This window comes from Pseudomonas sp. IT-232MI5, from assembly GCF_949767845.1.
GTDB lineage: Bacteria > Pseudomonadota > Gammaproteobacteria > Pseudomonadales > Pseudomonadaceae > Aquipseudomonas.
The window spans coordinates 75632-88851 of sequence record NZ_CATKQE010000003.1; the positions used below are offsets into that span (position 1 = coordinate 75632).

The following is a 13220-nucleotide window of genomic DNA, read 5'->3' on the forward strand; positions in this document are numbered from 1 at the left end:
CTATTACCTACAAAAAAGCCCGCAGACAATCACTCGTCTGCGAGCCTTATGTTTAGCAGCGAAAAGATCGCAGCCTTCGGCAGCTCCTACAACTTAAGCCCGACGCTCATGCATCCGCGCCAGTTGCCGTTCCAGCATCGACGGATAAGGCTCCATCAACCGCTCTACACAGCAGGCACCCTCAGGGCTGGCAATCGGGCGGATCCGCGCACGCTGGCGAATCAGCGCGTCATCACTGATCTTGCGCTCAACCAGCAGCAGGTTGCGGCTGTGCTGCGACAAGGCCAGTGCGTCCTGTGCCGAATCGGTCAGCAGCAGATCGATCTGGCTCAGGCCGAACAATTCATCGCCCAAGGTCAGGCCCAGTTGCAATTGCAGGGTGATGCCGCTGTCCGCGACCTCAATCTGCAGCTGATGGCCCAGCGCGCGCAGCAGCTCGCCGCAGCAGATCGCGTTGGTCAGGTAATCATCGCCACTGTCTTCGGTGTGAAACAGCATCAGCGTGCTGCCGTCGTTCAGGGTTTCGATTTCGCCCTGATACAGCGAAGCGGCCTGGTCGAGGCAGTCGCGATAGCGCTCCTGCAACTCTTCCAGACGTGCCCGTGGCAAGCGGCGCAGTTGCTCCTGCGAGCCCAGTTGCACGGCCAGCACGGCGGTGTGCTGCGGCACGCTTGGTGACGGTTGGCGGACGACAGGTTGTGGCGCGCCATTGAGCGACTCGTCGCGCAGGTCGGCGAATGCGTCATCGTCATCATCGTCTTCGACGGTGCTGACCAGATGTCGCGGTGCAGGCTTCTGCGCGGCCATCGGACGGGTTTCGTCGAAACTCGGATCACGCAAGTTGCGCACCTCGAATTCCGGCTCGTCTTCTTCGTCCTCGAATTCCGGCTCCGGCTCCGGTTCAGGTGCAGGCTCCGGCGCGTAGTTGGCGTGCAGCTGACGCGCCAGATCGCCGATTTCATCCTGACGGTCGATGCCCGGCGTGTGTTCGTCGATGCGGCGCAACCAGACGCGCAGTTGCAGCAACGGCGTCGACAGGTAGCGGCCCATGCGCAGGCTCAGGGCCAGCGACAGCGCCAACAGGATCCCGCTGAGAATGCCCATACTTTGCAGGCTGATGGTCATCGGCTGCTGAAACTGATCCATGTCCAGACTGATGCGCAGTTGCCCGGCAGTGACGTCCTGGAAAGTGATCTTGCTCTCGTACATGCCCTCGGCTTCGCCCAGCAGGCTGTGCTTGGGGCGCTGACCGGACTCGGCGAGGATGCGGTTATCCACGCTGTAGATCGCCGCGTGGGCCACCAGTTTGTTCTTGGTCAGGTTGTTGAGCAGCACGTTGAGGCTGAGGATGTCGTTGGACACCAACAGCTCCGTGGCAGAGGTCGCGGTCTGCGTAGTCAGGCTTTCGCCCAGCGCATCGGCCTGCTGGTGCATGGCCTGCTTGAATTGCAAACCCATCACGCCGGCATAGATCACCAGGGCCAGAGCGACCAGGATCACGTTATGGCTGGCAATGCGCAATGCAATCGGTACACGGCGGTGGCGCAGTGCACGGAAGATCAGCAGGAAGAAGTTATCGGTTTTAACTGGCGTTGGCCGGTTCACTGAGCTCGGCTCTTTTGTCCGTGAAGTTGACGCGCAGTATAGCGACAGGCCCTAGACCGGCAAAGCGCTCGCGGTGCCCGATGGTCACTGAAAGTGGGTAGAATGCGGTTTTTTTCCAGTTGCGGGGGTGCGCGTTGCGCGAAATCGTCCTGATTAACATCACGGGAGTCGACCGTCCGGGTCTGACTGCGGCCATTACCGGCGTTCTGGCACAAGGTGGTGTGAACATTCTCGACATCGGTCAGGCGGTGATCCACGACACCCTGTCGTTCGGCATCCTGGTCGAAATCCCCGATTCCGAGCAGGGTAAATCCGTGCTCAAGGACATCCTGTTCAAGGGCTATGAGCTCGACCAGCAGGTGCGCTTCACCCCGGTGTCCGAAGAGGATTACCAGCAATGGGTGGGCAATCAGGGCAAGAAACGCCACATCGTTACCTTGCTGACCCGCAAAGTCACCGCCGGCCAGTTGCAGGCCGTCAGCTCGATCACCGCCAAATATGGCTTGAACATCGATCACATCGACCGTCTGTCGGGTCGCATGCCGCTGGACACCCCGGCTGATAAGGGCAAGGGCTGCATCGAGTTTTCCGTGCGTGGCGAAGCGGCTGATCCGCAGGCGCTGCGTGCCGAATTCCTCAGCGTTGCCCAAGAGCTGAACGTCGACATCGCCTTCCAGGAAGATTCGCTGTTCCGCCGTAATCGTCGTCTGGCGGTGTTCGACATGGACTCGACGCTGATCGAAGCCGAGGTCATCGACGAGCTGGCCAAGGCTGCCGGGGTGGGCGAGCAGGTATCTGAAATCACCGAACGCGCCATGGCCGGTGAGCTGGATTTCCGCGCCAGTTTCAAAGAACGTCTGGCTTTGCTTAAAGGTCTGGATGTCAGCGTGCTCGACTCGATCGGCGCTTCCCTGCGCCTGACCGAGGGCGCCGAAACACTGTTCGCCGAACTCAAGCGTCTGGGCTACAAGACCGCCATCCTGTCCGGTGGCTTCACTTATTTCGCCAAGCAATTGCAAGCCAAACTCGGCATCGACTACGTGTTTGCTAACGAGCTGGAAGTGGTCGATGGCAAGTGTACTGGCGTGGCGATCGAGCCGATTGTCGATGCGCAGCGCAAGGCTGATTTGCTCAAAGAGCTGGCGCACAAGGAAGGTTTGCGTCTGGAACAGACCATCGCGGTCGGCGACGGCGCGAATGATTTGCCGATGCTGGCGATTGCCGGGCTGGGCGTGGCGTTCCGCGCCAAGCCGCTGGTGAAACAATCGGCGAAGCAGGCAATCTCGACGTTGGGTCTGGATGGCGTGCTGTATCTGCTGGGTTTCCGCGATCGCGACGGGCAGTTGTAATTAAGATCAAAAGATCGCAGCCTGCGGCAGTTCCTACAGAGGAATATGCGTTTTTCTGTAGGAGCTGCCGCAGGCTGCGATCTTTTGCTTCAAAGTGACTTCCACAACGAATCAAAATCCTCCTCGCTCCCGCCATTGCGCGCAGTCTCCAGCGAGCGATAAGCGAACTGATTGAAGCTGTGCGTACTCGCCACCCGCCGATCCAGCCCGGCGCGGTGCTCTTCGCCCTGGGTGTTGATCATCACCTTGTTGCCTTCCTGAAACGGCAAGCGCGGTGCCAGCAAGGTTGCCGGTAGATCGATCGCGCTGATCTCCGGTAACAATAGTCCGCGCAAATACTGACTGTGATCGTCCCGCGAGCGCACCAGTTGCAGGCCGCAAGGCTGGGCATGTGGCGCCACCAGTTCAATACCCATTTGCGTGCCGCCGCCGCGTACCTGGCGGATCCAGCGAATGACCGCGATGCTCCAGCCCAGACTGACACTGTCCTGGATGCCGAGCATTTCTCCGGCCTGCAACTCGGCGGGCACTTCATTTGGCCACGCCAGGCAGTATCCGCCGGGGCTGTGATTGATCACCGGCAGGACATGGGTCGGGTAGTGCGGCGTACTGTCCGTGCCGTTTTCATCCTCGGGCAAATGGTCGTACTGGATTTCCTCGTACGGCAAAAACTCATCAGCCTTGCTCTGCGGTGCCGCGTCGAAGGCCTGGCTCCAACTGTCTTTTTCACCCTTGATCACGGCGCTGCTGAAGTTCGCCGAGCGCGTTCCGGGATGTTTGAGCAGTTCGCTGAAGCTGCGCTCGCCACCGAGGTAGAAGTGCAGAGCGCTCATGCCCACACACACGGTCAGATGGCCCTGGCCGACGGTGCGCTGAAAACTGCGCTCGGCGGCCTGTCCCCAAGTGGCATGCAGGTGCTGCAGGGTATCGAGGCTCAGTCCGGTCGGCACTGGCAGGGGGGGTGAGGTGTGCTGATGCTGCAAATGCGCTTCGATGGCGTTCACCAGCGGCTGCGGATCGAGGCCGAGCAATCCGGCCTGTTCTTCGTTGCGAAACATGTTGCGGTAGCGCGGGCCGGCATCGATTGTCGGGCTGATCGCAAACAGGCCTTCGCTCGCACGGCCGGGATGCAATTTGAGCAGGGCACTCCACGGCTCGATTACTTCGGCCAATCGGGCGATCTGGTTTTGCCGCAATTGATTGCAGCGTGCGCTGCCCAGCAGCAGAGCGGCGATGTAAGTCTGTTCGAAACTGAGTTCGGTGGTGAGGCTGGCGAGGTCGTCATGGACCCGGCGCTGTTGGAGCTGCAGTTCGCAGGCGGTGCGATACAGCTGATGCAGTTCGAACCACACATGCTCCGGCGGCGAGCTATACAGCTGCGTGGCGCGCAGCAACTGGCCTTTGAGTGCATGGGCCGCCCGTTGCAGGGCCGTGCTGACCAATGCCGCGCGATCCTTGCTGTACTTCGGCGCAATCCGCAGCACGATCTGTTTATAGCCGATGGCCAGATGGCTTTGCAGCGCCTGGCACAGATTGCTGATTTTGCGCGAACGTTCGTCGAGCATGATCGCTTGATGCAGGAAGTGTCGTTCCAGATGCTGGCAGACGAAATAAACCTCGGGGCGCAACAGCTCCAGCAGGTTGAGGCGGTTGTCGCTGGGTGTGAGCAATTGGTTGAGTTCGCCCAGGCCTTGATACAGCAGGCGAGCGGTTTCGCCGATGTTGGCCTTGGGCAGGCCGGCGATCCAGCGCTTGAGGTCGCGCGGGGTGGCTTCGCAAAACGACAGGCGCGATTGCGTCGGGATCGAGGCGCGCAACGGTGGGGGAGAGATGGTCTGGCTCATGCCAAAAACCATAGCAGCAAATAGTGGAATCTGCGGGACCAGCACAACGCTGCTCCCGCAAAATCTGCATCAGGCTTTTGGCAGCGCCAGGCCTTGGCCCATCTGCACCGGCGAACCTGCCGCCAGCTCTTCAGCCCATTTCACCTGATCCGGCCCAAACAGCACGATGGCGGTCGAACCCAGTTTGAAGCGCCCCAGTTCCGCGCCTTTTTCCAGATGAATAGGCGCACGCGCAGCTTCGTCGTAGCGGAAGGTTTTCAGTTCGCGCTTCGGCGGCGTGACCAGACCGGCCCACACGGTTTCAATCGAAGCGACAATCATCGCGCCCACCAGCACCACGGCCATCGGCCCGCGCTCGGTGTCGAAGATGCACGCCACACGCTCGTTACGGGCGAACAGTTCCGGGACGTTTTCGGCGGTGGTCTGGTTGACCGAGAAAATCCGGCCCGGGATGTAGACCATTTCGCGCAGGGTGCCGGCCAGCGGCATGTGCACGCGGTGGTAGTCCTTTGGCGACAGGTAGATGGTGGCGAAGTCGCCGCCCATGAACGGCGCCGCATTGGCCGCATCACCGCCGAGCAGTTCCAGCACGCTGAAGCTGTGGCCCTTGGCCTGGAACACGCGACCGTGCTCGATCGGGCCGAGCTGGCTGACCGCACCGTCGGCCGGGCTGAGGATCGCGCCCGGGGTTTCGTCCAGCGGACGCGCGCCGTCTTTCAGAGCGCGGGTGAAGAAGGCATTGAAGTGCTCGTAAGCGGTCAGGTCTTCGACCAGTGCTTGCGACATGTCCACCTGGTAACGCTTGGCGAACCACTGGGTAAAGGCATTCTTGAACCAGCGCACGCGGCATTCGGCAACGCAGCCGGCCAGGCGCGACAGCAGGTGATGAGGCAGCAGGTACTGGCTGAGGATAAACAGACGCTCTTTCATTAGTTGTCCTTAAAAACCTTAAATCTCGACTGGCGTGTCAGGGTGGTTGCCCCATTCGCCCCAGGAACCGGCGTAGCCCTTGACCCGCGGATAACCGAGGGATTTGGCCACCAGATAAGTGAAGCCCGACCGGTGATGGGTCTGGCAGTGGGTAATGATTTCTTTGTCCTTGGTGATCCCGAGGTCTTCGAGGATCTGCGGCATGTCGGTGCGAATGCGCAGCTGACGGGCCTTGTCCATGCCGGCAGTCCATTCGAAATTGACCGCGCCGGGGATGTGCCCAGCCTTGGCGGCCAGCACTTTCTCACCGGAATACTCCAGCGGCCCGCGCGCATCCCAGATCGCCAGATCAGCAGCACCGAGACGGCTTTGCAAATATTCGCGCGTGGCAGTCGGCCCGTCGTGCAAGGTCAACGGCAGCGGGCCACCGACGGCTGCAGGCACCTGGATCGACATCGGCATGCCATCTGCCAGCCATGCCGGCAGACCACCGTCTATATAGTGGTACTTGTCGTGACCGATCACGTCGAGCAACCAGATGAAGCGCCCGGCCCAGCCGCCGCCCTCGTCGTCATAGACCACGTAGACCGCATCTTTGCGGTGGCCCAGTTCACCGAACAGAGCTTCCAGATCGGCTTTGGCCGGCAGCAGACCCGGCGCCGGCGGCTGGCCGAGCTGGGTGCGTTTCGGGTCGACAAAGCGTGCGCCGGGCAGATGACCTTCGGTGTAGCGGGCAGCGCTGGTCAGATCCACCAGAATCAGTTCAGGGGAATCGAGGCGCGGGAGCAGGTCGCTCGGCTCGATGACGAGCGGCAAGCCAGAGAAGTCAGACATGTGAGGTCTCCAGAGCACAAAGGGGGGAATTGTAGCGCAGCCTCATCGGCCACGGCTGCTAAAGCTGTGCAGGGCTTTTTCGATGCACTGCGCGGTTTTGCCAAAGGCCTGCACGGTGATGTCGGCGAACGGCCCGCCGCCCTGATCGGCGACGACGATCATGATCACCCGCCCGTTGTTGACCAGTGAACGCAGGAATAGATGCTCGCCGCGAAACAGCGTGCGCAGGCTCGCTGGCAGCAGGGCGGAGAATTGCGCATCGTTCTCTGGAGTGATGCGTACCTGCGCCTGTTGCGCAAGCAGCCGTTGCAGGACCTTGCTCTGACCGACGACAAAATTCAGCGCCGCCGCTTCTTTCGGCAGCCCGGCGGTTTGATGCACGCGCAGATTGGACTGCGTGCGGTCGGCCATCAGGATCATTACGCGGCGCATGCCGCTGGCGACCAATGCGTCGCGAGCGGCGACCGTCAGGCTCATGGCATTGGTGAAGCGGCTCGGTTCTGCGAGCAGTTCGGCGCATTGCTTGCGCCACTGGCCCAGGTCTTCAGCGGTGGGCGCGGCGGCCGGCAACATGCCGGCCGGCAAACGACGGGTGCCCCACGGCCACAGCAACGAAACCGCCGGGTGCCACAAGTCCGGCATCGCATGATGACGCGCGCTGTTGGCGGCTTGCTGGTGCAACTGTTGTTGCACCTCGTCCATGGAAATCTGCAGATACAGGCTGGTCAGGTACTGCCAGCGTTCGCTGTGCGGACTGTCCCAGGCCTGTTGCGCCGACAGTGCCAGACCGTTGGCCAGCAGCACGGTGTTGGCCGGCTGATTGAGCCAGCGGCGCAGGGTCGGATCATCGTCGAGGCGGTTTTGCTGGCGCAGCGGATGTTCGCTGTCACGGGCGATGCGCAGGACTTTGACCAGTTCGCGCTGTTCGCTGAGCAGCAGTTTATAGCCTTGCTGCACCCAGATCGGCAGGTGCCAGACTTGCACCAGCGCCTCGGCGATTTTCAGCAGGCGCACGCCGAACAATTGCTTCTCGACCACGCGCGCCGATTCGCCCTTGTGGATAACCCGCAGTTCCCATTCTTCAAGCAATTGCGGATAGGTCAGCGCCAACGGCCACAGCGGCGACAGAAACAGCAGGCTGCCCCAATGAATGTCCTGCCACAGCCGCGCCAGGCGACTGGCGAAAAAACCGTTGGCCTGTTGCGTCGCGTGCTGGCTGATCATCTGCAATTGGCGCAGGGCCTTGGGGATTTGCATCTGCGGTTCAGCGGGCAGGCGCGCCAGCAGTTCTTCGGTCCGTGCCAGGCCCAGACGATTGATCGCCACCTCGAGATTTTCCGCTGGTGTGGCCATGGTGCCATGGGTGTGACGATTCGCCTCACGGATGATGCTCAAGGCCAGTGCCGGGCTGTCCTGCATCAGGTCGGCGATGTCGCGCAGCGAGCTGCGATTGTCACGGATCGCCCGGCAGACTTTGTCGTGAGCCTCTTGCGGCACGGGCAGTCGCACGCCATCGAGCAACTTTACCCAGCCGTCGAGCGTGGTCGGTTTTGCGTGTGGGACGTTCGTTTCATTAGCCATGTCTGGACGGGATCTTCACTGACTGTAGACGCGCCCGGCATGGGCTAAATTGGCTTTTCGCCTGAACTGGCTATAGTCTGGCGCAGTTTTGCCGATAAGTAGAAGAAGAGATTTTTTAACTTCCGAATATGACCTTGAACCCGACTTAAGTAAGTACTTTCTACCTATGGCTAAAATTATCGGCATCATCGTCGTATTCGCGAGCGTGCTCGGCGGATACGTGCTCTCCCACGGCAAGATTGCCGCCCTGATCCAGCCCTTTGAGGTGTTGATCATCGGTGGTGCGGCACTGGGTGCATTCCTGCAGGCCAACCCCGGCTACATGACGATGCACGTGCTCAAGAAATCCCTGAGCATGTTCAGTTCGCGCTTCAGCCACACGTTCTATCTGGAAGTGCTCGGGCTGATCTACGAGATCCTCAACAAGAGCCGCCGCGAAGGCATGATGGCCATCGAAGGCGACATCGAAGACGCCGCTGCGAGCCCGATCTTCGCCAAGTACCCGGCGGTGCTCAAAGACGAGCGCATGACCGCGTTCATTTGCGATTACCTGCGCATCATGTCGTCCGGCAACATGGCCCCGCACGAGCTGGAAGGCTTGTTCGACATGGAACTGTACAGCCTCAAGGAAGACCTTGAGCATCCATCCCACGCGGTGAACGGCATCGCCGACGCCATGCCGGGTTTCGGTATCGTTGCGGCGGTACTCGGTATCGTGGTGACCATGGCCTCGCTGGGTGAAGGTGACCAGAAATCCATCGGTCTGCACGTCGGTGCGGCACTGGTCGGTACCTTCTTCGGTATTCTCGCGGCCTACGGTTTCTTCGGCCCGCTGGCGCATTCGCTGGCGCACGATGCCAAGGAAGAGCTGAACGTCTACGAAGCCATCAAGGCCTCGCTGGTGGCTTCGGCTTCCGGCATGCCGCCATCGCTGGCGGTCGAGTTCGGTCGCAAGGTGCTGTACCCGGCTCACCGTCCAAGCTTTGCCGAGCTGGAACAAGCCGTTCGCGGTCGCTAAGAAATGGAAAATAATCAGCCGATTATCATCAAGCGCGTCAAGCGCATAGCCGGCGGGCATCACGGCGGGGCGTGGAAAATCGCTTTCGCCGACTTCGCCACGGCGATGATGGCGTTCTTCCTGGTGCTGTGGTTGCTGTCCACCGCCACACCGGAGCAGAAGATCGCCATCGCCGGTTACTTCAAAGACCCGGTCGGCTTCTCCGAAAGCGGCACGCCTTACATCATCGACCTGGGCGGCACGCCGACCCTGGCCCCGGAAAACACCCTCAACCCGGAAGTGAAGTCGCAACCGCAGCCTGACAAGGTCACGGTCGACACCGAGCAGGTTGAAGGCATGGCCGAGCAGGTCGAGAAGGAACGTCTGGAGCTGCTCCTGCAAGAACTGCAGAACAAGGTCGACGAGAACCCGCAACTGCAGAAGTTCAAGGATCAGATTCTCTTCGAGATCACGCCGAACGGCTTGCGCATCCAGATCATGGACGCCGAGAACCGGCCGATGTTCGACTCCGGTTCTGCACGCCTGAAGCCGTACTTCGAAGACATCCTGCTGGCCATGGCTGACACCATCAAAGCCGTGCCGAACAAGATCAGCATCAGCGGCCACACCGATGCCAAGCCTTACACCGGCACGGGCGATTTCGGTAACTGGGAGCTGTCGGCCAACCGTGCCAACGCGGCGCGTCGTGCCTTGATCGCCGGTAGCTATCCGGATGCGCAAGTGGCGCGGGTAGTGGGTTATGCCTCGTCGGCGCTGTTCGACAAGGAAAACCCGTTCAACCCGGTCAACCGCCGCATCGATATTGTGGTGCTGACCAAAAAAGCCCAGGCGGCCATCGAAGGTGCGCAAGGTGCCGATCCGGCAAAACCGGCGGATCAGGGGCAGAACGGTGCTGCTCCGGCAGCGCCTGTCGACCCGAATGCACTGCCGGCGGATCAGCAACCGGTGCCAGCGCACGAACTGCGCGAACGCCTGAACCTGTTCGACGACGCCGCGCCGAAACCGGCCGGGCCGGGGAGTGCGGCGCCAGCGCCTGCTCCCCCAGCCCCCAAGCCGTGATTCACAAAAAGCCACGGTCACCGTGGCTTTTTTGTATCTGCCTGCGTCGCAATGACCAGTCGCAGTTTTCGCAATCACGGAAGATCAGTTATGGAAAGACTCAAAGCCTATTTTCAACGGCATGGCAACGCACCCTTCAAGTTTGGCGAGGGGCGGGTCAGTGGCTATATTTCGGCCACCCTCGGGCTGTTGAGCCTGCTGGCGGTGTTCTGCTTCCTCTTCCCGGAATGGCTGACCACGGCCGAACTGCGCAAGGTCTATGACGAGCAGTTCGCACGCACCACGCTGTTGCTCGGTCTGGTGCTGTCTTTCAGCCTCGGCACCCTGAATATCCTGCTGAACACACGCAAACGCCTGGGGATTACCGGTCTGGTTGCATCGGGGTTGGCGGTATTTCTCGGTGGTACCAATGTGCAGGTCAGCTCGATCGGGCAGACGCCTTATTCGCTGGGGCTGGACTGGTTTGTGCTGGCGCTGCTGGTGTCGGCCATCGTGTTCATTCCTCTGGAGAAGCTCTACTCCAAGGATCCCGAGCAAAACATCCTGCGCCCCCACTGGCGCACCGACCTGACCTACTTTTTTGTCAGCCACATGCTGGTGCAGTTCATCCTGATCTTCATCACCGCGTCCTCAAGCTACATCGCCGGTTGGGCGGTGTCGCCTGGCTTGCAGGCCAGCGTGCAAAGCCTGCCGTTGCTGGTGCAGTTTCTGCTGGCGATCCTGGTCGCCGATCTCGGTCAGTATTGGCTGCACCGGCTCTACCATGTCGTGCCATGGCTGTGGCGCATTCACGCGGTGCATCACTCCAGCACGCACATGGACTGGCTCGCGGGTTCGCGCGTGCACTTCATCGAAATCCTGCTGACCCGCACCGGGGTGCTGGTGCCGTTGATGCTGCTGGGCTTCGCGCCGCAAGCGCTGAATGCCTATGTGATTCTGGTCGGTGTTCAAGCGGTGCTGGCTCACGCCAACGTGCGGATCAACGGCGGCTGGCTGAACTACCTGATCGTGCTGCCGCGTTATCACCATTGGCACCACGCCCGGCACAAGGACTACATCTACAAAAACTACGCGATCCACACGCCGCTGATCGACATGCTGTTCGGCACGTTCAAGCTGCCGCCGAAAGAGTGGCCGGTGCGTTATGGCGTGTTTGGTAAGGAATTGCCGGGCGGGATTGTGCGTCAGCATCTGTATGCGTTTCAGAAACCTGAGCTGAAAGTGGTTGTGCCAAAACCGCCAACCAGCGTTTGAGGCAAAAAAAACCGCGAGATGATCGCGGCTTTTTTATGTCTGGCTATTTAATAACCGTTTTCCGGCAGGCTGGCGATGATCGAGCGGTAGCTGTTCATGCGCTGCTGCTGCACGCGGCCATCTTCCAGCGCCTTGAGCAACGCACAGCCCGGTTCGCGATCATGCTTGCAGTCGCGGAAACGGCAAGTGCCGAGCAAATCATCGAACTCGATGAAACCTGCCTCAACGTCAGCGCGGCTGACGTGGCCCAGGCCAAATTCGCGAATGCCCGGGGAGTCGATCAATTCGCCACCACCGGGGAAGTGGAACAGGCGTGCAGTGGTCGTCGTGTGCGTGCCCTGGCCGGACAGCTCGGACAACGGCCCGACGCGGGTTTCGACTTCAGGCAGCAAGCTGTTGACCAGCGACGACTTGCCGACACCGGACTGGCCGACGAACACGCTGATGCGCCCGTCGAGCTGCTGTTGCAGTTGTTCCATGCCATTGCCGTGGTGCGCCGACACTTCCAGCACCGGATAACCCAGCGTGCGATACACCGCCAGCAGCGCATTGAGCGCCGGGGCGTTCTGCTCGTCGATCAGGTCGAATTTGTTCAGCAGCAACAACGGACGGATGCCCGCATGTTCCGCCGCGACCAGATAGCGGTCGATCAGGTTGGCGTGAGGCTCAGGCAGCGGCGCGAAGACGATGACGATCATGTCGACGTTGGCCGCGACCGGTTTGAGCTGACCCCGGCTGTCCGGACGGCACAGTTCGGTGGTGCGCGGCAGTTGCGCGACGATCACCCCGATGCCTTGGTTGCCGGCGCGCCAGACGACCGTGTCGCCGGTCACCAGTGCTGGCAGGTTGGCGCGCAAGTGGCAGCGGAACACTTGGCCGGCCTGATCACCGTCAACCGCCTCGACCTCGACCTGTACACCGAAGTGGGCGATCACCAGACCTGTTTGTTCCGGGCCCAGATCGCCGCCCTCAAGGGCCTCGACCGCCGAGGACTCGCGTTTGGCGGCGCGGGCAGCGCGTTCGCCCTGAATCTTTTCGATGCGCCAGTTTTGACGACGATTGAGTTGGCGTTTGGCCATGGGTGTTCCGTCTGAAGAATGCAGCGATTAGGTAAAACGGCCGCGAGTTTAGCACGCCCGGCCACCGGCCTAGGCTAAACTGCGCAGCATTGCCTAGGAGCCGACATATGCCAAACCCGCAGAACCTGATCTGGATCGACCTGGAAATGACCGGTCTGGATCCGGAAAACGACGTCATCATCGAAATGGCCACCATCGTCACCGACAGTGACCTCAACACCTTGGCCGAAGGCCCGGTGATCGCCATCCACCACAGTGACGAAGTCCTCGCGCGCATGGACGAGTGGAACACCCGCACCCACGGCAACTCCGGCCTGACCCAGCGCGTGCGCGACAGCCGTATCAACATGGCCGAAGCTGAAGCCGAAACCATCGCCTTCCTGGAAAAATGGGTACCGAAGGGCAAGTCGCCGATCTGTGGCAACAGCATCTGCCAGGACCGTCGCTTCCTTTATACGCACATGAAAGCGCTGGAGAGCTATTTCCATTACCGCAACCTCGACGTTTCCACGCTCAAGGAACTGGCCGCGCGCTGGGCGCCGGACGTGCGCGACAGCTTCAAGAAGGGCAGCACGCACTTGGCGCTGGACGATATCCGCGAATCGATCGCCGAGTTGCAGCATTACCGCAAGCACTTCATCAAGTTCTGATTTCACCGCGACAACCG

At 60.9% G+C, this 13220-nt stretch carries 11 protein-coding genes; 5 read left to right on the forward strand and 6 right to left on the reverse strand.

Features of this window, described 5'->3' with window-relative positions; translation table 11 throughout:
* Positions 1-93: 93 nt before the first annotated feature.
* The gene (locus ACM6JQ_RS02990) at positions 94-1605 is read right to left on the reverse strand and encodes an AhpA/YtjB family protein (protein WP_414893201.1); all 1512 of its coding nucleotides are present in this window, start codon (positions 1603-1605) and stop codon (positions 94-96) included.
* Between the two features lie 134 nt (positions 1606-1739).
* Here ACM6JQ_RS02990 and serB point away from each other — a divergent pair, with 134 nt between their 5' ends.
* Positions 1740-2954 carry a phosphoserine phosphatase SerB gene (gene serB / locus ACM6JQ_RS02995; RefSeq protein WP_008079219.1) on the forward strand — a complete coding sequence of 405 codons (1215 nt, stop codon included), beginning with the start codon at positions 1740-1742 and terminating at the stop codon, positions 2952-2954.
* Between the two features lie 89 nt (positions 2955-3043).
* On the opposite strand, the gene ACM6JQ_RS03000 is transcribed toward serB, so the two are convergent.
* From ACM6JQ_RS03000 to ACM6JQ_RS03015, 4 genes are all read right to left on the reverse strand, one after another.
* Positions 3044-4798 (reverse strand): molecular chaperone, encoded by a 1755-nt coding sequence (locus ACM6JQ_RS03000; RefSeq protein WP_123376892.1) that lies wholly within the window; start codon positions 4796-4798, stop codon positions 3044-3046.
* Positions 4799-4867: 69 nt separating this feature from the next.
* Positions 4868-5728: an archaetidylserine decarboxylase gene (asd, locus tag ACM6JQ_RS03005; protein WP_007915786.1), complete on the reverse strand. Its 861-nt coding sequence runs from the start codon at positions 5726-5728 to the stop codon at positions 4868-4870.
* 18 nt (positions 5729-5746) lie between these two features.
* Positions 5747-6562: a thiosulfate sulfurtransferase gene (gene rhdA, locus ACM6JQ_RS03010; protein ID WP_007915787.1), complete on the reverse strand. Its 816-nt coding sequence runs from the start codon at positions 6560-6562 to the stop codon at positions 5747-5749.
* A 42-nt stretch (positions 6563-6604) separates the two neighbouring features.
* The gene (locus ACM6JQ_RS03015) at positions 6605-8143 is read right to left on the reverse strand and encodes an HDOD domain-containing protein (RefSeq protein ID WP_007915793.1); all 1539 of its coding nucleotides are present in this window, start codon (positions 8141-8143) and stop codon (positions 6605-6607) included.
* 166 nt (positions 8144-8309) lie between these two features.
* On the opposite strand from ACM6JQ_RS03015, the gene motA reads away from it, so the two are divergent.
* The 3 genes from motA to ACM6JQ_RS03030 all read left to right on the forward strand — a co-directional run bounded on the left by motA (position 8310) and on the right by ACM6JQ_RS03030 (position 11474).
* A complete protein-coding gene (gene motA / locus ACM6JQ_RS03020; protein WP_007915795.1) occupies positions 8310-9161 on the forward strand; it encodes a flagellar motor stator protein MotA in 852 nt (283 codons plus the stop codon).
* A gap of 3 nt (positions 9162-9164) precedes the next feature.
* Complete coding sequence (gene motB, locus ACM6JQ_RS03025) at positions 9165-10220, forward strand: flagellar motor protein MotB (RefSeq protein WP_414893202.1); 1056 nt, start codon at positions 9165-9167, stop codon at positions 10218-10220.
* 90 nt (positions 10221-10310) lie between these two features.
* Positions 10311-11474, forward strand: coding sequence for a sterol desaturase family protein (locus ACM6JQ_RS03030; RefSeq protein WP_414893204.1), 1164 nt, complete (start codon positions 10311-10313; stop codon positions 11472-11474).
* A gap of 47 nt (positions 11475-11521) precedes the next feature.
* Here ACM6JQ_RS03030 and rsgA read toward each other — a convergent pair whose 3' ends face one another.
* Positions 11522-12553, reverse strand: coding sequence for a small ribosomal subunit biogenesis GTPase RsgA (rsgA, locus tag ACM6JQ_RS03035; protein ID WP_034151654.1), 1032 nt, complete (start codon positions 12551-12553; stop codon positions 11522-11524).
* A gap of 107 nt (positions 12554-12660) precedes the next feature.
* On the opposite strand from rsgA, the gene orn reads away from it, so the two are divergent.
* Positions 12661-13203, forward strand: coding sequence for an oligoribonuclease (orn, locus tag ACM6JQ_RS03040; RefSeq protein WP_095113491.1), 543 nt, complete (start codon positions 12661-12663; stop codon positions 13201-13203).
* The last annotated feature ends 17 nt before the right edge of the window (positions 13204-13220 follow it).

Excerpts from the sequence above, each read along its gene's own strand:
- ACM6JQ_RS03015 (WP_007915793.1), bottom strand. The coding sequence starts at position 8,143 with ATGGCTAATGAAACGAACGTCCCACACGCAAAACCGACCACGCTCGAC.
- ACM6JQ_RS03000 (WP_123376892.1), bottom strand. The coding sequence starts at position 4,798 with ATGAGCCAGACCATCTCTCCCCCACCGTTGCGCGCCTCGATCCCGACG.
- asd (WP_007915786.1), bottom strand. The coding sequence starts at position 5,728 with ATGAAAGAGCGTCTGTTTATCCTCAGCCAGTACCTGCTGCCTCATCAC.
- ACM6JQ_RS03030 (WP_414893204.1), top strand. The coding sequence starts at position 10,311 with ATGGAAAGACTCAAAGCCTATTTTCAACGGCATGGCAACGCACCCTTC.
- rsgA (WP_034151654.1), bottom strand. The coding sequence starts at position 12,553 with ATGGCCAAACGCCAACTCAATCGTCGTCAAAACTGGCGCATCGAAAAG.
- motA (WP_007915795.1), top strand. The coding sequence starts at position 8,310 with ATGGCTAAAATTATCGGCATCATCGTCGTATTCGCGAGCGTGCTCGGC.
- motB (WP_414893202.1), top strand. The coding sequence starts at position 9,165 with ATGGAAAATAATCAGCCGATTATCATCAAGCGCGTCAAGCGCATAGCC.
- orn (WP_095113491.1), top strand. The coding sequence starts at position 12,661 with ATGCCAAACCCGCAGAACCTGATCTGGATCGACCTGGAAATGACCGGT.
- rhdA (WP_007915787.1), bottom strand. The coding sequence starts at position 6,562 with ATGTCTGACTTCTCTGGCTTGCCGCTCGTCATCGAGCCGAGCGACCTG.